This is a genomic window from Amycolatopsis sp. NPDC104863 (assembly GCF_055582965.1).
In genome coordinates this window covers 29,197-53,673 of record NZ_JBVJOW010000005.1, presented here as the reverse complement: position 1 = coordinate 53,673, position 24,477 = coordinate 29,197, and the positions used below count along the sequence as shown (strand labels likewise).

Genomic DNA, 24,477 nt, shown 5'->3' with positions numbered 1-24,477 from the left:
GGCTGGTCGGCGTGAGGTCAACCGATTCGGAAGTGCGCACGGAATTGCTCGATCTCACCAGGGTTTCCCTCCGGGAGATGCGCACCATCCGCACGCCGTCGCTGGATTCCGCCATCAGAAAAGTCTTCGACAGCTCGAAACGCGTCAACGTCGACGAAATTCAGGTGCAAGCACAGGCCAAGCTCTGACCCGCACCTGGGAGCTCCGCGATTCACTTCGAGTGGACCGGCGAAAAGGAGACATACCGGATGGCGGTCGAGCTACCTCGGCACCAACTGCCGTGGCCGTTCTTCGCTCAGCTCTCCGCCGGGCCGGCGGGAGAACTCGCCATCGGGCACCTGCGGGCCGGGCAGCTCAGCCGGCGAAAACTGCAACTGCGGGCGCTGACCGAGCTGCTGGAAGCCGCCGGCTCGCCCGGCACGCCGGCACCGGCCTGGTCCATCCTTGTCGCCGCCGAGCGCAGGCGCCCCGAAATCGTCGATGAACTGTTGCTCCATCCGTCGGCGGGCGTCTGGCTGGTCCGGTCGCTCCGGAAGCTGTCCGGGGTGCCGACCGACAGCACCCCGCTGCGGACCGATCTGGGCTACTTCGGCTCGCTCGCCGGCGCCGCGGCCCTGCGCTGCGGCATTCCCTGCACGGTCGAAGTCCCGGTCGTGCACGGCGTGACCACGTTCCCGACGGTCGGCCAGGTGAAGCTTCCGACGACGTTCCCCTTGGGCAAGGCAGTCCTCGAAGTGGCTTCGGACGGGTCGGGAACCGTGCGGGCGACCGGCGGGCACGCGTTCGTGGAGTTCGTCCCGCCGTTGCCGAGCCCCGGTTTCTTCCCGGCGAACCGGCACACCGTGGAGTTCCGCCACAGCCGGCTGTCGGTGGAGATCGACGACCGCGGACCGTACCGGACCTTTTCGGCGCCGATCGCCCCGCGCCCCTTGGAACAACAGGAATACGCCGAATGGCTCAAGCTCCTCGGCGAAGCGTGGCAGATCATCACCTCGCGCTATCCGGGGTTCGCCGTCGAATTGGCCAGTGGGATGACCACCCTCGTCCCTCTCGAAAGCGAGGGCTCGCTCACCGGCGCGTCCTCTTCCATCGCTTTCGGCGCGATCGCGTTGACGACAAAGAATTCCGCGGTGGATCTGGCCGAAACACTCATCCACGAACTCCAGCATTCCAAGATGAACGCGCTCCTCGATCTCGTCGAGCTGCTCGAGCCGGACTTCCAAGAACTGCTGTACGCACCGTGGCGCGACGATCCTCGGCCCGCGAGCGGTCTCCTGCACGGGATCTTCGCGTTCCTGACCGAGGTCGAGTTCTGGCAGGTCCAGCTCGGTCAGCACGAAGCTGACCTGCGGCACGCGCAGTTCACCTACGCCTATCGACGTCAGCAGGTGCGGCAGTCGGCCGACGCGCTGCTGGCCTCGGGCGCGCTGACCGGTCTCGGCCGCCGCTTCATGGAGTCCCTGTCCGACCGGTTGACCTCGGCCGAAAGCACCGCCGTCCCGGTCGAACTCGACGAAATCGTGGCTCAGGTGGCCGACGAGCAGCAGGCAACGTGGCGCCTCCGCCATCTCAGACCTGACGAGACCTGGGTGGCCGTTGCGGCCGAAGCCTGGCGCGACGGTGATGAGCCACCGCGACCGCCGGATGAGCCCGCCGAAGTAACGCCATGCCGCAAGACCGTGGTGCTGTCGCCGCGCGCTGAACTGCTGAGACTGCGCTGGCTGGGCCTGCCTGTCCGGCGTCGGAACCTCTCCGCGGCCGATCTTGCCTACGCCGCCGGTGACCACGACGCGGCGCAGACCTCTTACCTCACGACGATCCTGGCGAACCCTCGCGACGACCAAGCCTGGCTCGGCCTGGGCCTCACCATGGCGGCTCGCGGCCGGTCGAACGCGCTCATCACCGCACCTCACCTGGTGTTCGCGGTGCGAGACGAACTCCTCCGCCTCGACGACCCGTGTGATCGGCCGGTCGAGCTGGTGGCGTGGCTGACCGGCTCCGTGCCCGCCGGCTGAGCGGCGGGCACGGGCGGCAGCACGGACTCAGAGCTGCATGGTGTCGGTGTCGCAGTTGGCCCGTTCGGACTTCACCGCGGCGGCCACGGCCGGGTGTCCTTCGCCGAGAGCCATCCGCAGCCCTTCCAAGGTGTTCGTGTGCAGGATCGCGGCCTCGTCGTCCCTTTCCCCTCCCATGGCACGCAGGTCGATCGACAGGTTGACCGCGATCGCCAGCGTGGCGGGGTGATCCTGCCCGAGCACCCGGGCCGATCGCTCCAGATTGGCCGCGTCGAGCTCGTGCGCGGCTTCGATCTCGCCGAGCGCGAAGAGGTCGCTGGCCAGGTTGGTGACGCACACCATCGTGGAGGGGTGGTCGTCACCGAACACCTTCCGCAGCGAAGCGGCCGTCTTCTTGTCGAGCTCGTAAGCCTTCTCGAGGCTGCCCATCAACCGCAGTGTGATGCCGTGGTTGATGGCCGCCACGAGGGTGAACGGGTGTTCCGCGCCTTGGGTGTCGGCGAACAGTCTGAGGCTTGATTCACCGAGCTCGAGCGCGCCCGCCAGGTCACCCTGGTGCCGCAGGTCGGCGGCCATGCACATCTCGGACGTGATGGTGTCGAGGTGCTCGTCACCGTGGCGACGCCGGTAGCGCTGCACGCACTCCTTCGAGAGTTCGAACGCACCCTGGTGGTCACCCGCCTTCCGCCGGGCGACAGCCAGGTTGCGCATCGCGCCGATCGTCCGCGGGTGGTCGGCGCCGACCACCTCGCGCTGCCGGTTGAGCGTCTGCTCCTGGAGCTCGCAAGCCTCGACGTACTTTCCACATTCGCGCAGGTCCATCGCGAGCGCGTTCAACGTCAGGAACGTGTCGACGTGTTCCTCGCCGAGCACGATCTTCTTGCGTCGCCAGACGTCTTCGTCCAGGTCGCGGGCTTCGAAGAACTTCCCCATGAGGCGCAGGGTTCCGGCGAGGTTGTTGCCCGTGGCCAGCGTCGCCGGGTCGTCCTCGCCCAGCACGCGCTTCGAGCGTTCGAGGATGTCCTCGCCCATCTCCAGCTCACGTTCGAACCGTCCGAGCGCTCGCATGTCCTGGCGCACGGTGCCGGCGACGCTGAGGAAGAGCTCGTTGTCCTCCCCCATCGTTTCCTTCACCAGCTCATAGGTGCGCCCATTGAGCTCTCGCGCCTCTTCCGTCTTGCCGAGCCGCGACAGCGACACCCCTTGCAGCCGAGCCATCGACAGTGTGTCGGGATCGCTGTTCCCGAACATTTCCTGCCAGGTGGTGAGCGCCTCGCGCGACGTCGCCCGCGCACCCTCGTAGTCGCCGTAGCTGACGAGGTAGCGGACCAGGTTGACCATCATCCGGCGCACCCACGCGTCGGACCGGCAGTCGACCATCCGCGACACCACGGCGTGCGGGAGGAGCTCGGAGTAGGTCTTCCAGTTGGCCGAGTTCTCCGGGTCGTTGGGGTCGCCGTGCACCAGCAGCACGTGGACGGCGTGCCGCATCTCGTCCCGTTCGGCTTCGCTCAACTGGTTCTTCAGCACGGTCTGCACCAACCGGTGCAGCTGGAGGGTGTTGCTCCGGTGGTCCAGCCGCGCCAGGCTGTACCGGCTGATCTCCCGGATCGCGAGGTTGAGCTTGATCGGCTGGCTCAGGGCGTCGCCGAGCGCTTCCGGCACCGGCGCGTTGCGCACCGCCGTGAAGAGGTTTCGCGAAATGGGTTCGGGTCCGAAGAAAGCACAGACCTGAAGCAGCTGCAGGGCGGCCGGGTGCGAGGCGCGCAGCTTCGCCAGCGGAACGTTCCACGCGGCGGCCACCGAACGCTGGTAGTCGGCGGTTTCGAACTCCGTCGTCAGCTCGGCGAGGTTCTGGTCCAGCAGTTGCAGGTATTCGGCGACCGGCATGCCGGTCTGCGCCCGCCACGCCGCCGCTTGTTCGACAGCCAGCGGCAGGTCACCCAGCGCGTCCGCGAGTTCGTCGGCGTCCTGTTCGCTGATTTCCCCGCCGGCCTTGCGGAGCAGTTCCTTGCTTTCTTCACGCGTGAAGAGGTCGACCTCGACCGTGCGCGCGACTCCGGACCACTGCGAATTCCGCGAAGTGACGACGATATGCCCCGTGTCGCCGGAGATCGCGGGGAAGAACGGGCTCACCATGTCCGGCCGGTCCGCGTTGTCGAAGACCAGCAACCAGCGGGAATACGGCTCCCCTCGCCGCAATGCTTCGAGAACGCCAGGCACCGCCGCGTCCGCCGTGCCCGGCACCTGCAGCCCGAGGCGTTTGGCCAGTTCGACGAGGCTGCTCGAAATCTGCGATGGCTGCTCCGCGGGAATCCACCAGATCACGTCGTACTCGTTGGCGTGCCGGTAAATGTATTCGACGACGGTCTGCGATTTTCCGACGCCGCCCATGCCATGGAGGGCTTCGGGAAGGACCGCGGTCGCCCCGCCGGCTTGCACGAGCCGGTGCCGGAGCTGATCCAGCAGTTCGGCCCGGCCGACGAAGTCCGGATTGCGCAGCGGGATGGTTCCCCAGATCTGCGGCCGCATCCGAGCCGATTGCGAACCTGCACCCGAGACGGTCGATGCGGGAATGGTCACGGCGTCGTCTCCTCCGGAAGGGGCACCCGCTTGCTCCAGGGTGTCGGTCGTGGTCAAGTTCGGATCCTCATCCTCGCTCTGAATTGATACAGAAACAGGTTTTTGCCGCAGCGTAGCGGACCCCGCCGTGGGCCCGCTCACCAGCTCACCGTTCCGTGGCATCAGGTCAGCACGCAGTTTTTTCGCGCGACGGGCGTATCTTCCGGACAAAGCGCGGAAGACCGTCTCTTGAACACGCAGGTAAGGCACGTTCTCCGGGGACGCTTCGAGCCGGGACGTCGTGTCGGGATCGTCCACGGCGTCGCGGTAGTTGCGCAGCGCCGCGATCCGGGATCCCGCGTACTGCCCCAGCACGCGGGCGACCCGGGCCGTGGTGTCCCGCCTTTCACCCGAAAGGAGCTCGGCCCGCACACCTTCGCGGAACTCGAAAGTCACTTCGGCCGGGTCCCGCGAAGCGCCGTTCCGCGGAATCCCGTGGAGCAGGTCGCCCAGCAGCACCTCGGCCAGCGCCGGCAGTCCCGAACTCGGCAGCAGCACCCGCTGGACCAGCCGCATCAACGGCAGGTTCAGCGGCGCCGCGGCGAGGAGGCCGGCCAGCTGGAACGCCTGCGCGGACGCGTAAGTCCGGAACCGGAGGACCCGGTTGCGCGGCGTCAGCTCTTCCGGCGGCTCGACGGGCGGACCGCCGGAGAGCCGCTTCCGGTGGTCGCGGTGCGCGAGGACGGCCGTCGTCTCGATCGTGGTCGCCGTCGAGACCAGCCTGGCCCAGTCACCCAGCCACGCCTCGGAGAGGGTGAGCACCGGCACCGCGACCGCGCCGTCGGCCGACGCGGACGGGTCGCCGGGCATCGGCTCACGGGGCCGCACCCGCAACCGGCGGTTGGGCACACCGGGAGCCGTCGCGGACAGCCGGAGCCGGCTCGGCGAGAGCCCGCCCCAGGTCCAAAGCCGTTGCGGCAGAACGTGGGCGACCGCGACCGGCATCCGTTCGGACCAGCGGGCCAGCATTTCGTGCGCCACGCCGTCGTGCCAGTTCGCGCCGATCGCGTCGGTCAAGACGAGAACGAGCCGGCGGCCCGTGGGGTCGACCAGGTCACGGGCGCGGTAGCTCGCGCCGCCGGGTCCTTCCGCGCGCAGCACGGAATCGCCCGACACCGTCTCCGAGCTGTCCATCAGGTGCACCCGCACGTCCCGGAACGCGCCCTGCCGTCGGGTCAGGTCCCGGAACTCGGCCACGGTGGGCTGCCAGATCTCCATCGAGGGAGCGGTGTCCACCACGAGGGACAGTTCGAACCGGTGCCACAGGTCCGGCTGCCACACCGGCAGCCACATCCCGTCGTCCGCGGCGCGGACCGCGGTCGCCTCCTCGTCCAGGACCGTGGCCCACGGCGAGGGTGAGGCCCGCATGAGCGGCCGGAGAGCCCGCGTGATCTCCCGGGCGTGCGGCAGCGACGGCGCGGCCGCCCAGTGCGTCGACGCGGTTTCCCGGCCGTCGTCGGGCGTGGCGCCCGCGCCGGTGAGGAACCCGGGCGGTCCCGGCTCCCAGCCACGCTTGCCGAACGGGGGCGCGTCGGCGAACGCCGGCTCCGGCCGCGGCGGAGTCGGATCCGGCCGCTGTTCGGGCGGGTCGACGGTTTGGGGCTCCGGTGCGGCGTTCTCCTCCGCGACGGCTTCGGGAGCGACCGGCTCGGGCTCCCCCGGCTTGCCGGGCTTCTCGCGTGGCTGCAGCGCACCGAAGCGCCCCGCGAGCCAGAGGGCGTCCCGGACTTCCCGCCACGTCAGGTCCCGGCTGCGCAGCGACGGCTGCGGCACCTCGGGAGGCGATGGCTCGTCGGCGGTCATTCCGCCTCCAAGGACGACAGCGGGTGCCAGATCGCCTCGAGGAGCTCCGTCCAGTCCTCGTCGGTCTGGTAGGCGCCCGACGTCGCGAGCCGCACGGCCAGGTGAACGGCGTTCAACAACTGGTCGGAGGCCAGTCCGCCCACACGCCGGCTGCGTTCGAGGAACTGGTCGATGATTCCCGGAATGTCGACGTCGTCGGTTTCCCCGAACTGCGCCGCCACCATCTGCCCCAGTTGTTCGAACGTCGGCGGGCTCATTTCCAGCCGCAGGCACCGCCGAAGAAACGCGGGCGGGAATTCTCGTTCACCATTGCTCGTGAGAATAACGATCGGAAAAGCGCGCGGCCGGACCCGGCCATCCTTGACGTCGGCCGTTCCCCCTCGATCGTGGGTGAGGACCGAGACTTCCGGTTTCTGCTTGGCGAGCCGGACGAGCTCGTCGATTTCGTACTCGCCGTCCTCGAAGACGTTGAGCAGGTCGTTCGGCAGGTCTATGTCACTCTTGTCGAGTTCGTCGATGAGGAGGACCCGCGGTTTTTCGAACGGGAGCAAAGCGGTTCCGAGCGGGCCGAGGCGAATGTAGTCGCCGATGTCGGACCGTTCTTTCAGATGCGCGCCCGCCGCCTGGACCCGGCCGATGGCATCGTAGAGATAGAGCCCGTCCTTCAGTTTCGTCCGGCTTGAAATAGGCCATTTCAGCACCGGCCCGAGCCCGAGCTCGGTGGCTACCAGATAGGCCAGAGTCGATTTCCCGGTGCCCGGGCGGCCGGTGACCAGCAGCGGCCGGCGCAGGTGGATGGCCGCGTTCACCATCGCCACTTCCTGCGGATCGGGAACCCGTGGCTGCGTGCGCAGCCGCCCGATCCGCCGGCTGCCGTCGCCGTTGTCGTCCTCCGGGCGGCTGACGTTCCCCTCACCACCGAACTGCCGCCAGGGCGGCGGGCTCGGCAAGGAGTCCGCGGCGCCGTCCGGGAGCCCGGTTCCGCGGTACACCCGCCAGTCTTCGGCCTGGTTCGCCGGCTCGGCTGCAGTCATGCGGTGGGCACCGCCTCCGGGGCTCCCGGCCGCTGCGGCACGACGATCCGCTCCGGATCGTCGTACAGCAGCGCGAGCCTGCTCCCGACGTGCGTTCCTTCCGCACCTTCGGCGAAGGCGGACAGCCTGATGAGCCGCAGACGCTCCAGCAGGTGATGGGCGTCTTCGGCGTGCAATAGCTCTTTCACGATGTGGGAAAATTCCTCCGAACGGCAATCTTCTCGGTGCCAGACCATGATGGGAAAACCCGCTCGAAGGCCGACCGTGATCTCGTCACTCTCCGCCGTGAACGGGCGGGGAGGCGCGCTCAGCACAAACGCGACGAGGTGCGGTGTGGCTTCGAACCGGGAAGTCAGCTCACGCAGGTTCCGCGTCTCGTCGTGCAGGCTCCAGAACCCGGATTCCAGCGCGATGGGACCACCGTCGCCGGCCTGGGCCTTCAGTTCCTTCCAGCGGACGAACCAGGCTCGGTGCCACTTCCGCAGTTTCATCCGCTCCAGGCTGCGCACGCCGAGCGGGAAGTGGCACCCGAGGGGCTCGGGCACGTCGGTTTCCGCCTCCCACTGCCACTGGTCGACGTCCAGGTGGAGCAGGTCGCGGCTGAGGACGAAGTCCAGGCGGATGTCCGGGTCGTACGGCGCCCATTCGCCTTCGACCTGTTCGGCCAGCACCGCCACCCGGTACTTGATCTGCTCCAGCCCGCCGGTGTAGTCCTGGCCGCGTTCCGGGTGCCAGCCCTCGGAAACGTCGAGCTGGCGCCAGTGCGACAGCCGGTACCGGTCGCCGGTCGGCCCGTCGAGCTGCAGCAGGAACACGAGGTACGCCTCGGACCGCGGCCCCGGCGACCCGGCGGGCGCCGGGTTCTTGAGCCGGCTGCGGAAGGCGTACATCTCCTGGGTCAGGTTCATTCGATCGGTCTTGTCCTTGACCCAATCGCGGACTTCCGTCGCCAGGTCGAACCGCAGCCTCGCCGCGACGCGCTCGACGAGCATCAGGCTCTTGGGCAGCCCGTCCGGGCCGGAGTTCAGAGTGTCCAGCAGCAGAAAGGCGTCTTCGAGGGACGCTCCGGGCGGCAGCTGCGGCGCGCCGTCCCCGCCGACCAGCGCGTACATCTCGGCGACGTCGGGGACGGCCACCCCGGACAACAGGCGGAACAGCTGCCGCCGCTCTTCGGCCGACCAGGTTTCGAGCGTCGTCAAGTCGCCGATGATCTGCCGGACCGCGGACATCGCGATCGTCCCCGGCTCGACTTTCTCCAGCACGTTCAGCAACGCCGAGAGGCCGTCCGGCCGCTGGCGGCACGCCTCCACGATGGCGAACAAATGCAGGTTCGTCTGCGGGTATTCGTTAACCGGCAACGAATACCCGAGCTCGTCGGAAAGGATCTGGAGCACGAGCCGCCTGCTGTTGAGATCGACCAGGCACGACACCCGGTGCAAAGCTTCGACGAGTGACCACAGGACACCGCCGTCCGGTGTCTCACCCGCCATGGCAAGCCCCTCCGCCTCACTATGGGGACAGACCGACCATGGTAGCGATGTCAGGTAACAATGTCGCCCCACCCTTTCGGTGGGATTGACGACGACTTCGTTTTCGCACGACAGAAGTACCGCGAAGATCATTTGCGGGCGCCGAACCTGTCGAAAAGCTGAGAACCGGACGGATCAGGCACCACCGGCCCCGTTCACACGTTGTCACCGTGAAGAAGGACGGAGGGAACCATGGGTGCGCTAGGGACACTGCTCGGCTTCGCGCTGACCCTGTACATGCTGGTGCTGATCGCGCGGATGGTGCTGGACTGGGTGGGGATGGTCGCCGACAGCCCGCCGTGGGCGCGGCGGGCCCGGGGGCTGGCCTACTCGGCCACCGAACCCGTCATCGGGCCGGTGCGGCGGGTCGTGCGACCGGTGCGGATCGGGGGGATTTCGCTCGATCTGGCCTTCACGCTGGTCTTCATCGCCGTGCTGGTGCTGCGGTCGATCGCGTTCGCCCTATAACGAGCCGCGGAAGCCCGCGGACAGGCGGTCGATGCCGCGTTCCAGCTCGGCCCGGACGCCTCGGAGGTCGACGCCGTCCGGGTCGACCAGTGCCTGCATCGAGATGCCGCGCAGCTGGGCGAGCAGCGCCGACGCGTAGGAGTCCGCGTCGCGGACGCCGGTGATGGTCCCGTCCGCGACGCCGCTGGCCACCGTCTGGGCGATCGCGAACCGGAAGCGGCGGTCGGCCTCCGTCAGGGCGCCGCGCAGGGCCGAGTTCTCCGCCGCCGCGTCGCCCCAGAGGGCGAGGAACGCCTGGTTGAGCGTCGGCATCGTGCGGATCAGCTCGAAGATGATGTCCAGCAGCGCGCGCAGCATGTCCATCGGCGTCGCGGTCGCCGCGCCGGTCCGGGCCGCGACCGCCTCGCTGTAGGCGTTGGTGAACTCCTCGACGGCGTGCTCGACGAGCCGCTGCCCGAGCCCGTCTTTGTCGCCGAAGTGCTGGTAGATGACGGACCGCGCGTACCCCGAGCGAGCGCAGACGCCCCCGAGCTTGAGACGGCCGAACCCGTCCTCGGCGATGAGGTGCGCGGCGGCATCCAAGATGCGCGCCTCGACGATCTCCTCGCCGTCCTGGATCCGGCCTGCGGCGGAGCGGTCCACCGCGCCATGCTAACCACTCGAACCGGGCACCACCGGCCCAATGGCCACGCGGCCACCCGAGCAGCGGGTACGTCAGCGTTCCCGCAGCGACTCGTCGAGCGCGCCGAGCTCGTCGAGCACTTCCGGCCGCCAGCTCACGAGGTGCCGGGCCGTGATCTGTCCCGCCCGGATCGCCTCGGCGATGTCGACGTCGGCAACGCCGTTCAGGACGACCTCGCCGTGGGCGGCGGTCTGCATTTCGATCGTCCGGGCGAGCCGCCGGACGAAGTCGCGGGGCAGCTGCCGGACGCTGTCGGTCCGGTGCACCCGCAGCATCCGGATGAACTCCGCGGCCTCCAGCGGGTCGACGAAGAGGGAGAGCTCCTCCAGGAAGAGCTGCGGGGTCAGATCCCCGGTGCCGCCGGCGCGCCGCCGGACCCGGCGGTGGGCCAGGAACTCCCGCAGCCCGAGCCAGACGAGCCCGACCGGCGCGAGCAAGGCCATGCCGTAGACGAGCACACTCCGGATCACGTGACCCGCCACCCCGGCGAAATGGTCCAGGACGTACAGGACGCCGTAGACGGCCGCGACGAAGATCGCCTGCCCCACGAGCGCGTACAGGAGACCGACGAGCAGCGCCCTGAAGTTCACGTGCAGCAAGGAAAGCCCTTCGCGCACGTACTGGAGGGGCAGCAGCGGAGCGTGCAGGAGGGGGCGGCTGCCGAGGCGGTCGTACCGGGCCGCGAGGAGCAGCGTCGGCCCCCACGCGATCGCGTAGAGGATCAAGAGGTTGCCCAGCGTCAGCTTGAGGACGTTGACGAGGACGGCCCCCTGGAAGATGCCCACGACCGCGAAGACCGAGCCGACCAAGGCGACGAAGGCCGCCATGCCCACGATGACGAACGCGATCGAGTCGGTCTGGGACTCCTCCAGCCGCCAGTTGAACATCCACCGCATCGACCGCCCGAAGAACCGCCTCAGCCTGCTGCTCGCCGGGTAGGACAGCGGGGCCGACGACTGGAAGATCCAGAAGAGCGCAAGTGGGACGACGAACCAGTAGATGGACTCGTAGCGCAGGTCGGTCCACCGCATGGGACGCTCGAGCGTGCTCAGGTCGAGGGCGACCTTCGCCAGGCAGACGACCATGACGAGGTACGGCGACGCGGCGAGCAGCCGCCGTTGCCGGACGAAGAGCTCTCCCTGGTAGAGCCGCCGCAGATCGCCGTCGAGCAGGGCCGCTTCCCGGGTGATCTGGCCCCCGGTCATCAGGCTGATCAGGAGCCGGCGGATCGAGAGGTTGATCCGGTCGGGCAGCGGGTGCAGGTCGCTGCTGTTACGCAGCGCCGCCAGCCTCAGCCAGACGCTCGTGCCGGCGAAAGCCTCCTCCACCATCCAGCCACGGGCTTCGTCCGAGCTCAGCGGGACGCAGTCGAGGGCGAACTTCCGGTCGCCGATCCCGCCGCGCTTCCAGCCGATGGTGACCAGCTCGGTGACCACGGAACGCAGGCTGTCCGACATCACCCGCGGGTCGCCGCCGTACGCCGACACCAGCAGCTCCAGCACATGGAAGCACCTCGGCGTCCACAGGTCGGCGCCGACGTCCTGGGCTTCCCGGGTGGCCGCCAGCTCTTCCCGGAGCAGCGTTTCGAGCACGGACTTGAGCAGCTCGGCGTCCGCCGGGGTGCCCACCTGGAGCAGCGCGACGGCGGTTTCCCGCCACTTGACGCTGGTCACGAGCTCCTCGGGGCTCAGCTCGGCCGGGTGGTCGATGACGTACAGCGTCGCGAAGTACTCCTGCACCCGCCGGTGCACGAACGCGATCCTGGCCGGCCGGTTCCCGACCTCGGGGTTCCGCACGAAGAGCCCGCTTTCCCGGGCCATTTCGACGATCCGGTCGACCGGGAGCTCCCGCCCGCCCGAGTTCCGCAGGATCTGCTTGCGCAGGATCGACTCCTCCGCCGATAGCCCGGTGTCCGTCCGGCGGGTGAGCTCGGCCGCGAACCCTTCGACGGCCCGCAGGAGAACTTCCGACGCGCCGTCATCGTCCTCGCCGACCTGCGCGATCCGCCGGGCGACGTAGTCCGCGAACAGCTCGCTCGGGCGGGACGGCAGTTCGCGGTGCGAGTTCAGGTACTGCGCGAACAACGTGAGGTAGAGCGGGTTGCGCAGGTCCGCGGCGAACCCCGCACGCGCGTCGTGCAGCAGGTGGCCGATGCTGTTGATGCGGGCCGTGGCCACGCCGAGCGAGCGCAGGAGCTTGACCTGTTCGGCCTCCGAGAGGCTGAGCAGCTCCAGCCGGGTCCAGCTCGGGACGCGCGGGCCGTGGTACTCGCGGGAGGTGACGACGCACAGCGCTTCGCCGCCGCCCATCAGCGCCGTGATGGCGTCGACGTAGGCGGCCACCGTCCGGTTGACGCTGACGCTGCCCAGCACCGCCGGAATCTCGTCGAAGGAGTCGAGCAGCAGCACCACGTGCCCGCGCTGGATGTCCTCGTCCAGCTTGTCGCGCAGGTAGTCCGCGAGCTCCTTCGACTCGTGCGGGTTCACCTGGCGCGCGATGTAGGCGCGCAACGCCGGCGCCGTCACCTCGCGCGGCGGCACGTCGAAGTCGCGCAGGCTCACGCAGATGGCCAGCGGCGCCAACCGCACCCGGCGGCTCTTCGCTTCGGTGAGCAGGATCCGGGCGTAGTGCCTGATCGCCACGCTCTTGCCCGAGCCCGGCCGCCCTTCCAGGCGGACCAGCCTGCTCTTCTCCCGGGCCAGCGCCTTCATCAGCGACTTGGTGCGGTAGGTCGTCTTCACCTTCCGGATGCCCAGCAGCCGCCCGCGGATCTGCCGGGGAGTGTCGAGCGACTGCACAGTGGCCCGGAAGTCGGTGAAGGCGGACTCCTGCCACTGCAGCTCCGCTTCGAGCAGGTCCAGGTTCTGCAGCAACAGGTTCGCGAGCCGGCGGCGCGAGCGCATCTCCGCGCGGGCGGCCGGGGTGTACAGCCCGGGCCAGAGGTACCGCAGCGGCGACCAGATCGCGGTGGCCAGCGCCTTGAGCCCCAGCACGAGTTTGGGGAGGAACACGACGAGCACGAGGACGCCGATGATGACGGTCGGCACGCCCCACTCGCCGGTGAGGACGTCGACGTAGCTCGGCTCCGCCGCCGCGCGGGCTGTCACGAGCACCACCCTCCCCTGGGACCTGAACTCCCCGGGGAAGTCGCCCGCCCGGGCGAGCGGGTTACACCTGGCCGTCAGCGGATCGTGCGAGGGCCGTCAGCGGTCTCCCGCACTCTTCGGTCATCAGCACCGACCGAGAGGAACTTCCGATGACCGCCAAGACCGTGCTCGTGTCCGGGGCCAGCATCGCCGGCCCGTCGGCGGCCTTCTGGCTGCACCGCAGCGGCTACCGCGTCACCGTGGTCGAGACCGCGCCCGCGCTGCGGCCCGGCGGGCAGGCCGTCGACTTCCGCGGGGAGCAGGTCAAGCTGCTCGACGCCATGGGCATCCTCGACGACGTCCGCAGCCACGAAACCGCCATGGGCGACCAGACCGTGCTCGGCCTCGACGCGCGGCCGGCGCTCACCGTGCCCGGCGCCGCCTGGAGCGGGGAGGTCGAGATCCTGCGGGGTGACCTCGCGCGGATCCTCTACGAGCACACCGCGGACTACACCGAATACGTCTTCGGTGACCGCGTCACCAGCCTGACCGAGACGGCGGACGGCGTCGAAGTCACTTTCCGGCACGGCGCGCCACGGACCTTCGGCCTCGTCGTCGGGGCCGACGGCGTCCACTCCGGAGTGCGCGCGGCCGCCTTCGGGCCCGAGACGGACTTCCGGCGCGACCTCGGGTTCGGCATCGCCGGGTTCACCGCGCCCAACCACCTCGGCCTCGACCACAGCAGCGTCATGTACAACGAGCCCGGCCGCGGCCTGACCGTCGGCAGCCACCGGCTGCCGGACCGGCTGCACGTCGCGCTCGTCTTCGCCGCCGACGGTGTCGAGTTCCGCCGCCGCACCACCGACGAGCAGCGCGCGCTCGTCGCGCAGCTCTTCGCCGACACCGGCTGGGAGACGCCGAAGCTGCTCGAAGCGCTGCCGACCACGGACGACCTCTACGTCGACTCGATCAGCCAGATCCACCTCGACCGCTGGTCCAAGGGCCGGGTCGTGCTCCTCGGTGACGCCGCTTGGTGCGCCGGTCCTGGCGGGTCCGGCACCGGGCTCGCGATGATGGGCGCGCAGGTGCTGGCCGGCGAGCTCGCCGCGGCCGGCGGTGACCACGTGACGGCGTTCGCGAAGTACGAGGAGCGGCTGCGCAAGCCGGCCACCGTCGGGCAGAAGAACGGGAAGGGCTCGGGCAACTTCCTCGCCCCGCGCACCGTCGCGAAGATCCGCAGCCGCAACCGCGGCTACCGGATGCTGAACACGCGGTTGTTCGGCAAGGTGTTCCTCTGGATGACCGACCGCGCGGCCAACGCGGTGGAATATCGTGAGTACCCGGCGCTCACCGCCGCGTGAGCTGACGATCTTCGTCTCTTCGGGGGACTCGGCTGGCGGCCCGGCGTGGCCTGCGTCACTCTTGCCGCCATGTCAATACGTCCGGACGCCCCGGTCAGGACGGCTCTCGTCGGCCTGGCCGTGCTGACGCTGGGCGTGGTCACGGCGCTCGACGTCCGGTCGCTGCCGGTGGTCGGCGACGGCACCACCTACGCCGCCGAGTTCAGTGAAGCAGCCGGATTGGCCAAGGGCAACGACGTCCGCGTCGCCGGGGTCAAGGTCGGTCGGGTCGCGGACATCGAGCTGAGCGGCGACCACGTGCTGGTTTCCTTCCAGGCCAAGGGAGCCTGGCTCGGGGACACGACCGGCGCGTCGATCCGGCTGAAGACCGTGCTGGGCCAGCAGTACCTCGCCCTCGACCCGCAGGGCGAGGGCACGCTCGACCCGGACGTGCCGATCCCGCGCTCCCGCACGAGCGTTCCCTACGACATCCTCACGGCGTTCGGCGACCTTTCGTCCACTGTGGACCGGATCGACACCACGCAGCTGGCGAAGAGCTTCGACACGCTTTCGGCGACGCTGGCGAACACCCCGCAGAGCGTCCGGGCCGCGCTCACCGGGCTGTCCCGGCTGTCGGACACGCTCGCGTCGCGCGACCACCAGCTCGGCACGCTGCTGGCCAACACCCGGGTGGTTTCGCAGACGCTCGTCGACCGCGACAGCGCCGTGCGGCAGCTCCTCGCCGACGGCAACCAGCTGCTGTCCGAGGTGAGCCGACGCGAGCAGGCGATCAGCACCCTGCTCGACGGCTCGCGGCAGCTCGCGACCGAGCTGTCCGGGCTGGTCGACGACAACAATGCCCAGCTCGACCCGTTGCTGACCCAGCTCGACCAGCTGACGTCGATGCTGCAGCGCAACCAGGACGCGCTCGCCGCCGGCATCAAGGGGTTCGCGCCGCTGGTCCGGCTCGCGGTGAACCTCTCCGGGAACGGCCGGTGGATCGACGGGTACCTGTGCGGGCTGGTCCTGCCGTCGATGGGCCCGCTCAACGAGGAAGGCTGCCACGGCTGAACCGTCCACTGTGGACGGATCAGGCCACGACGAGCCGGAACCCCGCGTCCCACTCCGGCCGGTCGATCAGCTCCGCGTGCTCGGCGTGCCAGCGGCCCGACTCCAGGTCCGCCCGCAGCCGCGCGATTCCGCGCGCGACGGCGTCCGGCGCGGTCTGCGCGAGCGCCGAGCACGCGCGCCGCACCGCCGGGTCGAGGTAGGCCTCCGGACGTCGCCAGTGCGCCGGGAAGACGCCGTCGGTGAAATCCCACGGAACCGGCAGCTCGACCACCGAAGCCGCCCCGAGGAAGTCCGCGATCTCCGGCGCCGACGGCCGGGACGACTCCAGCGCCGCGACCTCCGGCACGTACTCGCGCACCAGCCAGAAGTTGTTGTGCAGCGCGGTGTCGTACGCCAGGACGACCTGACGGCGCGAGACGCGGCGCAGCTCGGTGAGGCCGCGACGCCAGTCCGGCCAGTGGTGCACGGTCAGCACCGCGAGCGCGGCGTCGAACGCGCCCGCGGCGAACGGCAGCGCTTCGGCGACCGCGCGCACGACCGGCGCGGCGCCGGGACGGCGTTGCCGGATCATCTCCGCCGACGGCTCGACCGCGACGACCGCGCGCCCCGGCGGCTCGTAGGAACCGGTTCCGGAGCCGACGTCGACGACCGAACGCGCGTCACCCAGCGCGTCGAGCACCGGCGCCAGCCAGCGCGGGTCGGTCCGCCGCCCCAGCGCGTAGCCGACGCCGATCTCGTCGTAGCGCGCCATCAGCGCTCGGGGCCGTCGCCGCCGTTCTGCTCCGCCAGGAAGCGCTCGAACTGCGAGCCGAGCTCCTCGGCGGTCGGCATGTGCTCGACGGACTCCGCGAGCAGGCTGCCCTTCTCGGACGCCTCGATGAACGTGTCGTACTGCCGCTCGAGCGCGCGGACGACGTCGGCGACCTCGTCGGACTCGGCGACCTGGCGGTTGATCTCGGCGTCGGCCAGTTCCGCGGCCGCGCGCAGCTCACCCTCGGGCAGGCTCAGCCCGGTCGCGCGGCTCAGCGCGTCGAGCACGATCAGCGACGCGCCCGGGTACGTCGACTGCGCGAGGTAGTGCGGCACGTGCGCGGCGAAGCCGATGGCGTCGTGGCCCCACTCGCCGAGCCGGTACTCCAGCAGCGCGGCGGCGCTGCCCGGCACCTGCAGCCGGTTCGGCAGCGGCTGGTGCTCGCCGACCAGGTCCTTGCGGGTGGCGTGCGCGGTGACGCCGAGCGGGCGGGTGTGCGGCGCGCCCATCGGGATGCCGTGGAACCCGGCGGTCAGCCGGACACCCCAGCGCTCGACGAGGTTGCGGACCGCGGCGCAGAACCGCTCCCAGTCGTGGTCCGGCTCCGGGCCGGACAGCAGCAGGAACGGCGTGTCGTCGGCGTCGTGCAGCAGGTGCACGACCAGCTCGGGCGCGTCGTAGTCCTCCCAGTGGTCGACCGCGTAGGTCATCGTCGGCCGCCGCGAGCGGTAGTCGATGAGCCGGTCGACGTCGAAGCGCGCGACCACCCGGTGGTCCCCGCCGAGCAGGTGCTCGGCCAGGAGCCGGCCCGCCGAGCCGGCGTCCATGAACCCTTCGAAGTGGTGCAGCAGCACCGCCCCGGTCAGGTCGGGGACGTCCGAGTCCACCTCGTAGAGATCGTCGGGATCGAATCCCACCGGGTCCTCCTGCTCGCAGCTACTTCTCTCCGTAAAGCACAACACACGCGCGAGGGAATTCCATTCCTCCGGCGGTGGCGCCGATCGTAACGGCACGCGATCGAGGCCGGACCGGATCGGCATCGTGACACATGTCCTGGGCACACAAGCCACCGATCGGGCACGCTTGAGCCCGTGAGCGAACACACCACGAACACGGCGTTGCGGCTGCGGCCACCGGCGCACCGGGTCAGCCGCCGGGCCATCGGCTACTGGACGGCGACCGCCGCGATCCTCTGGATCGTGCTGCTCGGGATCCAGACCGTCATCGTGGTGACCAGCGACGATCCACCGGCGTTCCTCGACGTCACGCTGGTGATCTCCGCCGTGCTGGCGCCGCTGCACCTGATCGTCATGCCGCAGTGGCGCTACCGCGTGCACCGCTGGGAGGTCACCGACGAGGCCGTCTACACGCAGGCCGGCTGGCTGAAGCAGCAGTGGCGGATCGCGCCGGTTTCGCGGATCCAGACCGTCGACATCGAGCGTGACCCCTTCGAGCAGCTCTTCGGGCTGGCGAAGATCACCGTGACGACGGCGTCCGCGGCAGGCCCGCTGCGCATCGCGGGGCTGACCCACGGCCGCGCGCTGGAGCTGGCCGACGAGCTCACGAAGACGACGCAGGCGATCCGGGGGGACGCGACCTGATGAGCACCGAAGCCACCGAAGCCGTTGTGGTCCTGCCCGCCGAAGGCACGCAGGACGCGCCGTGGCACCACCTCGACCGGCGCATGCTGCTCATCCGGCCGGTGCTGGACCTGGTGAAGTCGCTGCCGGTGCTGCTGGGCGCGCTGCTGTTCGGCCACGGCGAGCCGTGGCAGTGGATCGGCCTGGTCTTCACCGCGATCGCCGTGTTCACCGGTGTCTCGCACGTGCTGACCTCGCGCTACCGGATCACCGCGTCGCAGGTCGAATGGCACACCGGGCTGCTGCTGCGCAAGCAACGGGCGATCCCCCGCGACCGGATCCGCACGGTCGACGTCACCTCCGAGCCGAAGCACCGGCTGTTCTCCCTGGCCGCGGCGCGGATCGGCACCGGGCGGCATTCGCACGGCAAGGGGCCGGGCAAGGACGAGCTGGTCCTCGACGCCGTCACCGTGGCGGAGGCACAGCGGCTGCGGACGCTCCTGCTGCACCGCAAAGCACCTGCGGCCGACTCCGCGGAGGAGCCCGCCGCGCCGCCGGAACAGCTCGTCGCCGCCGTCGACAAGAAGTGGCTGCGGTACGCGCCGTTCACGCTGTCCGGGCTCGCGGTGGTCGGCGCCGCCGTCGGCACCGTGTACCACTTCGCGCACGAACTGCACTTCGACCCGATCCAGTTCTCGCTGGTCCGGGCGGTCGTCGGGCACTTCGCGGACACGCCGACGTGGCTGAGCCTGGTGCTCGCCGCGGCCGGGCTGCTGGTGCTCGTGTCGGTGCTGTCGGTCGGCGGGTACGTGCTGTCGTTCTGGAACTTCCGGCTGACCCGCGAGCCCGCCGGCACGCTGCACATCCGGCGCGGGCTGATCACGACGCGCTCGGTGTCGATCGAGGAGGACCGCCTGCGGGGTGTGGAGATCCGCGAGCCGCTGCCGCTGCGGCTGGCCGGTGGCGCGCGCTGCGTCGCCATCGCCGGTGGCCTGCGCGAGGGCAAGGGCGCGGACAAGAGCGGCGGGTTGCTGCTCCCGCCCGCGCCGCTGGCGAAAGCGCACGAAGTCGTCGCGGAAGTGCTCGGCGAGGACCCGGTCGCGACGCCGCTGACGCGCCACCCGCGCCGGGCGCTGTACCGGCGGCTCTCCCGCGCCGTCACCGGCGTGCTGCTGCTCGCCGCCGCGCTCTACGGCCTCGCGTGGCTCGGCGCCCTGCCGGACTGGCCGTGGCAGGCCGCGCTCGTGCTGCTGCCGTTCGCCCTGCTCGTCGGCTGGGACCGCTACCGCGGCCTCGGGCACGCGTTCACCGGCCGGTACCTGGTGACGCGCTCGGGCTCGCTGGACCGCGGCACGGCGGCGGTCCGCTGCGACGGGATGACCGGGGTCGTCGTCGAGCGCTCGTACTTCCAGCGCCGGGCCGGGCTGGTCACGGTCATCGCGCCGGTCGCCGCGGGCAAGGGCCACTACCGCGTGCTCAACGTCGCCGAGGCCGACGGGCTGACGCTCGCCGACCAGGCCATGCCGGGTCTGCTGACGCCGTTCCTGACCGGTCAGCGGGATCGCGGTTGACGCCTCACCCGCGCGGCTCGTAGCGTCAAATCCGCCGTCCGAACGTAATGCCCATCACGTTCGTCGAGAGGACGGCAGGATGTTCCGGAAGCTCCTTGGCGTGCTGGCCGCGGGGATCGTCGCGGCCTCGGTGTTCGCCCCGGCCGCGCAGGCGGCGGACAACCCTTACGGTGACCCGAACCTGGTGCCGATGTTCAACGGCACCGACCTGAGTTCTTGGACGTCGTCGAAAGCCGGCCTGTGGTCGGCGAAAGACGGCGTCATCCACGGGAATGGCACCGCGCGCGGCTGGTTGTACTACAACAAACAGCAGGTCGGCACGTTTCGGTGGATATTCAATGTCCGGCAGGTCAAGGGCAACCACAAACCGACCGTGTTGATCTGGGGCACCACCGACCCGATCCGCGACGCGTTGAGCGCGATCCAGTTCCAGCCGCCGAACGGCGGGCACTGGGACTACCGGCCCGGGCACAACGACGGCGGCGGCAAACTGTTCAAGCAGCTCTCGCACCCCACGATCGACATCAAGAAGTGGGCGCAGTGCGAGCTGATCGGCGACCAGGCGACGGGCGTGGCGCGGATGGCCTGCTGTCCGCTCACCGGGACGGCCGTGACCTGCAAGGGTGTCGAAGTGCTGCAGTTCACCGACAAGACCGCCGGGCGCGTCGGCCCGCTCGCGCTGCAGGTGCACAACTCCGGGATCCAGGACGAGTACCGCGGGCTCTACGTCGAGTCACCGGTGGTGACGAAACCGGGCGAGTTCCTCACGCTCTGACCCGCGGTTTTCTCGAATGGTGGGGCCGTCGGCGGATTGCTGGCTTTCCTTTCACACAACGTGCTAATTTATTCACCCCGTGTGATAGCGAAGGTCGTTTTTGTCTCACCGAGAGGTCATGATGACGCCTGCCGTCAGTACCGTCGACGGTTCCGCCACCACCGAACCCCGCCGCACCCCCGGCGCCAGCAGTTCCCGGAAGGTCCTCCAGCTGCTCCTCGCCTTTTCCGAGCGCCGCTGGGAGGCCAGCGTCGCCGAGCTCGCCGCGACGATCGGCACCCCGGTCGCGACGACCTACCGCTACGTGGCACTGCTCAAGGAGCTGCAGCTGCTCGAGGAGGGCCGGGCCGGGCACTACCACCTCACCAGCCAGGTGATGCCGCTCGCGCGCGCCGCGCAGCTGGCGAACGACCTCGTGCGGCTGGCGAAGCCAGCCATGGAGGAAGCCGCGCGCGAGCTCGGCGAGACGGTGATGCTCTTCCAGCAGTTCGGCGACGCCGCCGTGTGCGCGGACCGCGTCGAGTGCGACCGGGCCATGCGGTTCACGTTCGAGCCGGGGCATTCGGTCCCGCTCGGCGTCGGCGCGTCCGGGAAGATGCTGCTTGCGCTGCTGCCGGAGATCGAGCTCGAACGGCGGCTGGCGACGGTCGTCGAGCGGCGGGGCACGGCCGTGCGCGACGAGCTCAAGCACGCGCTGGAGAACCGGTTTTCGGTCAGCTCCGGGGAAATCGACGAAGGCGTGTGGGCGTGTTCGGTGCCGGTGCCCACCTACGGGCGGCGGCCGACCGTGCTGAGCGTGGCCGGCCCGGCCGCGCGGATCACCGAGGAGGCCCGGCAAGCCGCGATCACCGCCCTGCAGGAGTACGCGACCCGGATCCAGCGGACCGTTTCGTCTTATTCGCTGTGAAAATCCCGGCCGGGCGCGTACGAATGCGATCGTGATCCGGCTCGCGCGCCCCGAAGACCTGCCCGCGTTGATCGAAATCGAGCGTGCCGCGGGCAGCCTCTTCCGCGACGTCGACATGGCCGCGATCGCCGACGACGACCCGGGCTCGGTGGCCGAGCTGGCGGTGTACCAGTCCGCCGGGCGCGCCTGGGTGGCCGTGGACGACGCCGACCGGCCGGTGGCCTACCTAGTCGCCGAGGTCGTCGACGGGCACGCGCACGTCGAGCAGGTGTCCGTCCGGCCCAGCCACGCCCGGCGCGGCCTCGGCGGCGCGCTGATCGAGACGCTCGCCGCGTGGGCCGTCGAGCGCGGTCTGGCGGCCCTGACGCTCACGACGTTCGCCGCGGTTCCGTGGAACGCGCCGTACTACGAGCGGCTGCGGTTCCGGGTCCTCGAGGACGCGGAAATCGGCGCCGGCCTGCGGGAGATCCGTCGTGCGGAGGCCGCCCGCGGCCTGGACGCGTGGCCGCGCGTGGCGATGATCCGACCACTCTGACCTGCGACTTTGCCCTTTCCTCCCCTGGGCGGGGGATCCACTGGCGCACCCGGTCGAACATGTGTTCTACTGTGCGGGCCGGTCCCGGAGGGGGAAGCTCCGCGGGCCGGCCCACAGACTTCGGGAGGTTGTTGTGGCGGTCAAGATCACCCACTTGATGAACGGCCAGCAGGTGCGGTTCGCCAACGCCGACGGCGCCCGCCGGTACGCCGAGATCATGGGCGGCGGCGTGGACAAGTGGCGCTTCACGGTCGTGCCCGAGGACCCGAGCCTCCGGAAAATGTCGGACTCGGTCGTTAACGTGCCGGTATGGCGCATGACTTCCAGGTAGTGGTGGATTCGGCCGACCCGCACGTGCTGGCCGACTGGTGGGCCGAGACGCTCGGCTGGTCCGTCGAACCGACCGACCCGGACTTCGTCCGGGAGATGATCACGAAGGGGTACGCGAAGGAAGAGGAGACCAGGACCCACCGCGGGTCGCTGGTCTGGCGGGCGGGGGCGGCGATCCGGCACCCGGACTCACCACCCCGCCGGATCCTGTTCCAGGAGGTGCCGGAGGCGAAACGTCATAAAGACGTAACCGACAAAAACCCGCTCCACCTGGATGTCTGGGTCGGCGAGGCCAACGTCGAGGCGACCTTGGCCAAGCTGCTCGAACGCGGCGCGACCTTCCTGCACAGGGGCCGCCAAGGTCCCCACCAGTGGGTCACCGTGCAGGATCCGGAGGGCAATGAGTTCTGCATCTCTTAAGGCGTCAGCGCGGCTCTGACGCCGCCTGGCCAGATCGTTTGTCCACTGGACGCGGGTGAGCCGCCCCGCACCGACCGGAGAGAGGCTGGCAGCTCAACTCGGGAGAGAGCTGTCTATAGGGCCAGCTAGGTTCGCCATCATGTTTGCCTGCCAGGCGGACGCAACGTCACGCCGGAGTGCCGCAGCATGTTGCGAGTTTGGCCATAACTTCGATCGTATCGAGCGGCGACGGCGCGAATTGATGCTCCGTGCACATACATGTTGACCATACCCGGAGGGCAGCGTGGGACACGGATTCGCGGTGGTCGCAACTTGACTCCGGAACTGATCAGGGTTTCCCGCGCACGCCGGTAGCTAAGTCCAAATTCCGACGCAAGTACCTCGATCGTAGCTCCAGCTTTGTAGCGTCTACAAAGATGGGCCACATCGTCTTCCGTCACGATGCCTCACCTCAAACCTTCTCCTCTAATCGAACACAACATCAGCGCCATCGTTTCGGCAGCGGGACAGGCGATCGAAAACGTGGCCAGTAGTGATCGACCACACGCCGCGCGGCAGCCAACTCCTCATCAGTCATTCTCTCGCCGGGAGCAAGTTTTCGCGACGCTAGAAGCCGAAAGTCATCATCCATCGTCGAGTCAGCAGCCTTCTGTTCGATCTCCAACGCAAGCCGTGGAAGCGGCGTCGCGGATTCGCCCGACGCCGTGTTTTCTGGGACCGGCGTTCGCCGCAGACACGACTCACAGGGCATGCCTGCGGGCTGATCGAGCAGCTCCAGCTCGCCAGGGCCGAATGAAGTGGCACAGAACGCAACCAACCTATCCGGGCTAGTTTCCTGATCCGGAACCTCGAAGACGTGAACCACTCGGCGTGACTCACTGACAACACCCGGACGCGGACGCCCAAAGAGGAGCCGTACTGTCATTGCCCGCCTCCCAGCACGCAGTGTCCGGCAGAGGCGGGCGTTGTCGAGGGGCCGCCCGCCCCCGCCGGACTCTCAGGCCCGCCATCGCGTAGGAGGGACGCGTTGACGGACGACCATGGGAGCCGAAAGAATCGACTCCATAAACCTCTTCGCTTACGTTCATCCGCATATCGTCGGGTCGATCGCGCGGCGATATAAGCACGACACCGCGCGCAGGGCGCGCCAGCAGGCATGAGGCTCGATGCTATTAACAATCGATGCCCACATAGAGTGTCGAAACTTCCCGTCCGCTCTCGCACACCGCGCGCGAAATCTTCATCAATGATCGCGTGGTCTCGGCCGTCAACAAGGCAGCGACTCCACGTCACGTAAAGCTTCTTACACTCTGCGAGCGATGAACAATGGGCTATTTTCGACCACTGGTCGAGGTAATCAGTATGAGTCATAAGGACGCCACTCGATACAGGTTGGGCGGACTCTGGTCGACAACCACTCGATCAATGCCTGGCGCGCGTCCGCAACCGGAATAGCCGCCGTGCGCGGGAACACAGCCCCAGTTGTGCCATTGAAAATCAGGCTTACTTCCGGCAGCGGACGTTTCGGATTGAAAGAGTTGGCAATCGGCATTCTTGGATCGTTGTTGTCCATGTAGTTCAGCGCAGCGAACCCGGCCGAAGGCCGGACACTGACACGAAGCTGGTGATCAGGGTAAGGACCGTCCTTGGTGCAGTGAAACTCGACGTCACCAACTATGAGCGTGGTTTCCCAATCGACGTGATCCGTCTTGAGTATTTCGTCGATTAGCCGAGTTGACTCCAGCACTCCGCTCGTGACACGGGCTACGCCGGTCGTAAGCGATGCCGTGAGAAGCATGCGTCCAAGTCACCCGTTCAGTAGGAAGGCTGGTCAGTCCCCGGTCGCGCCGGGGCTCGCTTACCCACCGTCACGCTGCGCAGTAGTCCGGTCTATATCGCTGTGGGCATGCGACATGCCCACAGCGGCATATCACCAGGCTGGAGGGACATTCCGCCCG

At 69.1% G+C, this 24,477-nt stretch carries 21 protein-coding genes; 12 read left to right on the top strand and 9 right to left on the bottom strand.

Translation table 11 applies throughout. The features are described 5' to 3' along the window. Positions 1-11 precede the first annotated feature (11 nt). Together ACZ63J_RS27050 and ACZ63J_RS27045 are read left to right on the top strand one after the other, a co-directional pair. On the top strand, positions 12-188 hold the full coding sequence (locus ACZ63J_RS27050; protein ID WP_465406385.1) for a hypothetical protein: 177 nt from the start codon (positions 12-14) through the stop codon (positions 186-188). 60 nt (positions 189-248) lie between these two features. Beyond that, positions 249-2,015, top strand: a complete 1,767-nt coding sequence (locus tag ACZ63J_RS27045) for an HEXXH motif domain-containing protein (protein WP_465406387.1) — start codon at positions 249-251, stop codon at positions 2,013-2,015. A gap of 27 nt (positions 2,016-2,042) precedes the next feature. Here ACZ63J_RS27045 and fxsT read toward each other — a convergent pair whose 3' ends face one another. Genes fxsT through ACZ63J_RS27030 form a run of 3 tightly spaced genes read right to left on the bottom strand, consistent with a single transcriptional unit; the run spans position 2,043 to position 8,964 of the window. Further along, positions 2,043-6,440: an FxSxx-COOH system tetratricopeptide repeat protein gene (gene fxsT / locus ACZ63J_RS27040; RefSeq protein WP_465406390.1), complete on the bottom strand. Its 4,398-nt coding sequence runs from the start codon at positions 6,438-6,440 to the stop codon at positions 2,043-2,045. Then, a complete protein-coding gene (locus ACZ63J_RS27035; RefSeq protein WP_465406392.1) occupies positions 6,437-7,474 on the bottom strand; it encodes an AAA family ATPase in 1,038 nt (345 codons plus the stop codon). The genes fxsT and ACZ63J_RS27035 overlap by 4 nt, the downstream gene beginning before the upstream one ends. Next, the gene (locus ACZ63J_RS27030; RefSeq protein WP_465406394.1) at positions 7,471-8,964 is read right to left on the bottom strand and encodes a VMAP-C domain-containing protein; all 1,494 of its coding nucleotides are present in this window, start codon (positions 8,962-8,964) and stop codon (positions 7,471-7,473) included. The genes ACZ63J_RS27035 and ACZ63J_RS27030 overlap by 4 nt, the downstream gene beginning before the upstream one ends. A 231-nt stretch (positions 8,965-9,195) precedes the next feature. Between ACZ63J_RS27030 and ACZ63J_RS27025 the strand changes: the two genes are divergently transcribed. Continuing rightward, on the top strand, positions 9,196-9,471 hold the full coding sequence (locus tag ACZ63J_RS27025; RefSeq protein WP_465312730.1) for a YggT family protein: 276 nt from the start codon (positions 9,196-9,198) through the stop codon (positions 9,469-9,471). On the opposite strand, the gene ACZ63J_RS27020 is transcribed toward ACZ63J_RS27025, so the two are convergent. Further along, positions 9,466-10,113 carry a TetR/AcrR family transcriptional regulator gene (locus ACZ63J_RS27020; protein WP_465406396.1) on the bottom strand — a complete coding sequence of 216 codons (648 nt, stop codon included), beginning with the start codon at positions 10,111-10,113 and terminating at the stop codon, positions 9,466-9,468. The genes ACZ63J_RS27025 and ACZ63J_RS27020 overlap by 6 nt on opposite strands. Before the next feature lie 72 nt (positions 10,114-10,185). Further along, positions 10,186-13,260: an NACHT domain-containing protein gene (locus tag ACZ63J_RS27015; RefSeq protein WP_465406398.1), complete on the bottom strand. Its 3,075-nt coding sequence runs from the start codon at positions 13,258-13,260 to the stop codon at positions 10,186-10,188. 149 nt (positions 13,261-13,409) lie between these two features. On the opposite strand from ACZ63J_RS27015, the gene ACZ63J_RS27010 reads away from it, so the two are divergent. Continuing rightward, on the top strand, positions 13,410-14,600 hold the full coding sequence (locus ACZ63J_RS27010; protein WP_465406399.1) for an FAD-dependent monooxygenase: 1,191 nt from the start codon (positions 13,410-13,412) through the stop codon (positions 14,598-14,600). A 69-nt stretch (positions 14,601-14,669) separates the two neighbouring features. Beyond that, entirely contained in the window at positions 14,670-15,650 is a 981-nt protein-coding gene (locus tag ACZ63J_RS27005; RefSeq protein ID WP_465406401.1) for an MCE family protein, read from the top strand. Between the two features lie 19 nt (positions 15,651-15,669). Here ACZ63J_RS27005 and ACZ63J_RS27000 read toward each other — a convergent pair whose 3' ends face one another. Together ACZ63J_RS27000 and ACZ63J_RS26995 are read right to left on the bottom strand one after the other, a co-directional pair. Then, positions 15,670-16,401 carry a class I SAM-dependent methyltransferase gene (locus ACZ63J_RS27000; protein WP_465406403.1) on the bottom strand — a complete coding sequence of 244 codons (732 nt, stop codon included), beginning with the start codon at positions 16,399-16,401 and terminating at the stop codon, positions 15,670-15,672. Then, positions 16,401-17,318 carry a proteasome assembly chaperone family protein gene (locus tag ACZ63J_RS26995; RefSeq protein WP_465312734.1) on the bottom strand — a complete coding sequence of 306 codons (918 nt, stop codon included), beginning with the start codon at positions 17,316-17,318 and terminating at the stop codon, positions 16,401-16,403. The genes ACZ63J_RS27000 and ACZ63J_RS26995 overlap by 1 nt, the downstream gene beginning before the upstream one ends. A 174-nt stretch (positions 17,319-17,492) precedes the next feature. On the opposite strand from ACZ63J_RS26995, the gene ACZ63J_RS26990 reads away from it, so the two are divergent. The 7 genes from ACZ63J_RS26990 (at position 17,493) to ACZ63J_RS26960 (ending at position 22,519) form a co-directional block, all read left to right on the top strand. Next, positions 17,493-18,002: a PH domain-containing protein gene (locus ACZ63J_RS26990; protein WP_465406405.1), complete on the top strand. Its 510-nt coding sequence runs from the start codon at positions 17,493-17,495 to the stop codon at positions 18,000-18,002. After that, a complete protein-coding gene (locus tag ACZ63J_RS26985; protein ID WP_465406407.1) occupies positions 18,002-19,552 on the top strand; it encodes a PH domain-containing protein in 1,551 nt (516 codons plus the stop codon). The genes ACZ63J_RS26990 and ACZ63J_RS26985 overlap by 1 nt, the downstream gene beginning before the upstream one ends. Positions 19,553-19,631: 79 nt before the next feature. Next, complete coding sequence (locus ACZ63J_RS26980; protein WP_465406409.1) at positions 19,632-20,327, top strand: 3-keto-alpha-glucoside-1,2-lyase-like domain-containing protein; 696 nt, start codon at positions 19,632-19,634, stop codon at positions 20,325-20,327. 121 nt (positions 20,328-20,448) lie between these two features. Next, entirely contained in the window at positions 20,449-21,234 is a 786-nt protein-coding gene (locus ACZ63J_RS26975; protein ID WP_465406453.1) for an IclR family transcriptional regulator, read from the top strand. A 31-nt stretch (positions 21,235-21,265) separates the two neighbouring features. After that, positions 21,266-21,769, top strand: coding sequence for a GNAT family N-acetyltransferase (locus tag ACZ63J_RS26970; protein ID WP_465406410.1), 504 nt, complete (start codon positions 21,266-21,268; stop codon positions 21,767-21,769). Between the two features lie 133 nt (positions 21,770-21,902). Next, positions 21,903-22,100, top strand: coding sequence for a hypothetical protein (locus tag ACZ63J_RS26965; protein ID WP_465312740.1), 198 nt, complete (start codon positions 21,903-21,905; stop codon positions 22,098-22,100). Beyond that, on the top strand, positions 22,100-22,519 hold the full coding sequence (locus ACZ63J_RS26960; RefSeq protein WP_465406455.1) for a VOC family protein: 420 nt from the start codon (positions 22,100-22,102) through the stop codon (positions 22,517-22,519). The genes ACZ63J_RS26965 and ACZ63J_RS26960 overlap by 1 nt, the downstream gene beginning before the upstream one ends. A 137-nt stretch (positions 22,520-22,656) precedes the next feature. Here the strand turns inward: ACZ63J_RS26960 and ACZ63J_RS26955 are convergent, their stop codons facing one another. Both ACZ63J_RS26955 and ACZ63J_RS26950 read right to left on the bottom strand, forming a co-directional pair. Continuing rightward, complete coding sequence (locus tag ACZ63J_RS26955; protein WP_465439698.1) at positions 22,657-22,944, bottom strand: helix-turn-helix domain-containing protein; 288 nt, start codon at positions 22,942-22,944, stop codon at positions 22,657-22,659. A gap of 932 nt (positions 22,945-23,876) precedes the next feature. Then, positions 23,877-24,317 carry an Imm1 family immunity protein gene (locus ACZ63J_RS26950; RefSeq protein ID WP_465406414.1) on the bottom strand — a complete coding sequence of 147 codons (441 nt, stop codon included), beginning with the start codon at positions 24,315-24,317 and terminating at the stop codon, positions 23,877-23,879. Positions 24,318-24,477 lie beyond the last annotated feature (160 nt).

What these genes read in the sequence shown, in the direction of transcription:
- ACZ63J_RS27000 (WP_465406403.1), bottom strand. Translation starts at nt 16,401, where the DNA reads ATGGCGCGCTACGACGAGATCGGCGTCGGCTACGCGCTGGGGCGGCGG.
- ACZ63J_RS27030 (WP_465406394.1), bottom strand. Translation starts at nt 8,964, where the DNA reads ATGGCGGGTGAGACACCGGACGGCGGTGTCCTGTGGTCACTCGTCGAA.
- ACZ63J_RS27045 (WP_465406387.1), top strand. Translation starts at nt 249, where the DNA reads ATGGCGGTCGAGCTACCTCGGCACCAACTGCCGTGGCCGTTCTTCGCT.
- ACZ63J_RS26975 (WP_465406453.1), top strand. Translation starts at nt 20,449, where the DNA reads ATGACGCCTGCCGTCAGTACCGTCGACGGTTCCGCCACCACCGAACCC.
- ACZ63J_RS27035 (WP_465406392.1), bottom strand. Translation starts at nt 7,474, where the DNA reads ATGACTGCAGCCGAGCCGGCGAACCAGGCCGAAGACTGGCGGGTGTAC.
- fxsT (WP_465406390.1), bottom strand. Translation starts at nt 6,440, where the DNA reads ATGACCGCCGACGAGCCATCGCCTCCCGAGGTGCCGCAGCCGTCGCTG.
- ACZ63J_RS27010 (WP_465406399.1), top strand. Translation starts at nt 13,410, where the DNA reads ATGACCGCCAAGACCGTGCTCGTGTCCGGGGCCAGCATCGCCGGCCCG.
- ACZ63J_RS26980 (WP_465406409.1), top strand. Translation starts at nt 19,632, where the DNA reads ATGTTCCGGAAGCTCCTTGGCGTGCTGGCCGCGGGGATCGTCGCGGCC.
- ACZ63J_RS27005 (WP_465406401.1), top strand. Translation starts at nt 14,670, where the DNA reads ATGTCAATACGTCCGGACGCCCCGGTCAGGACGGCTCTCGTCGGCCTG.
- ACZ63J_RS26950 (WP_465406414.1), bottom strand. Translation starts at nt 24,317, where the DNA reads ATGCTTCTCACGGCATCGCTTACGACCGGCGTAGCCCGTGTCACGAGC.
- ACZ63J_RS27025 (WP_465312730.1), top strand. Translation starts at nt 9,196, where the DNA reads ATGGGTGCGCTAGGGACACTGCTCGGCTTCGCGCTGACCCTGTACATG.
- ACZ63J_RS26985 (WP_465406407.1), top strand. Translation starts at nt 18,002, where the DNA reads ATGAGCACCGAAGCCACCGAAGCCGTTGTGGTCCTGCCCGCCGAAGGC.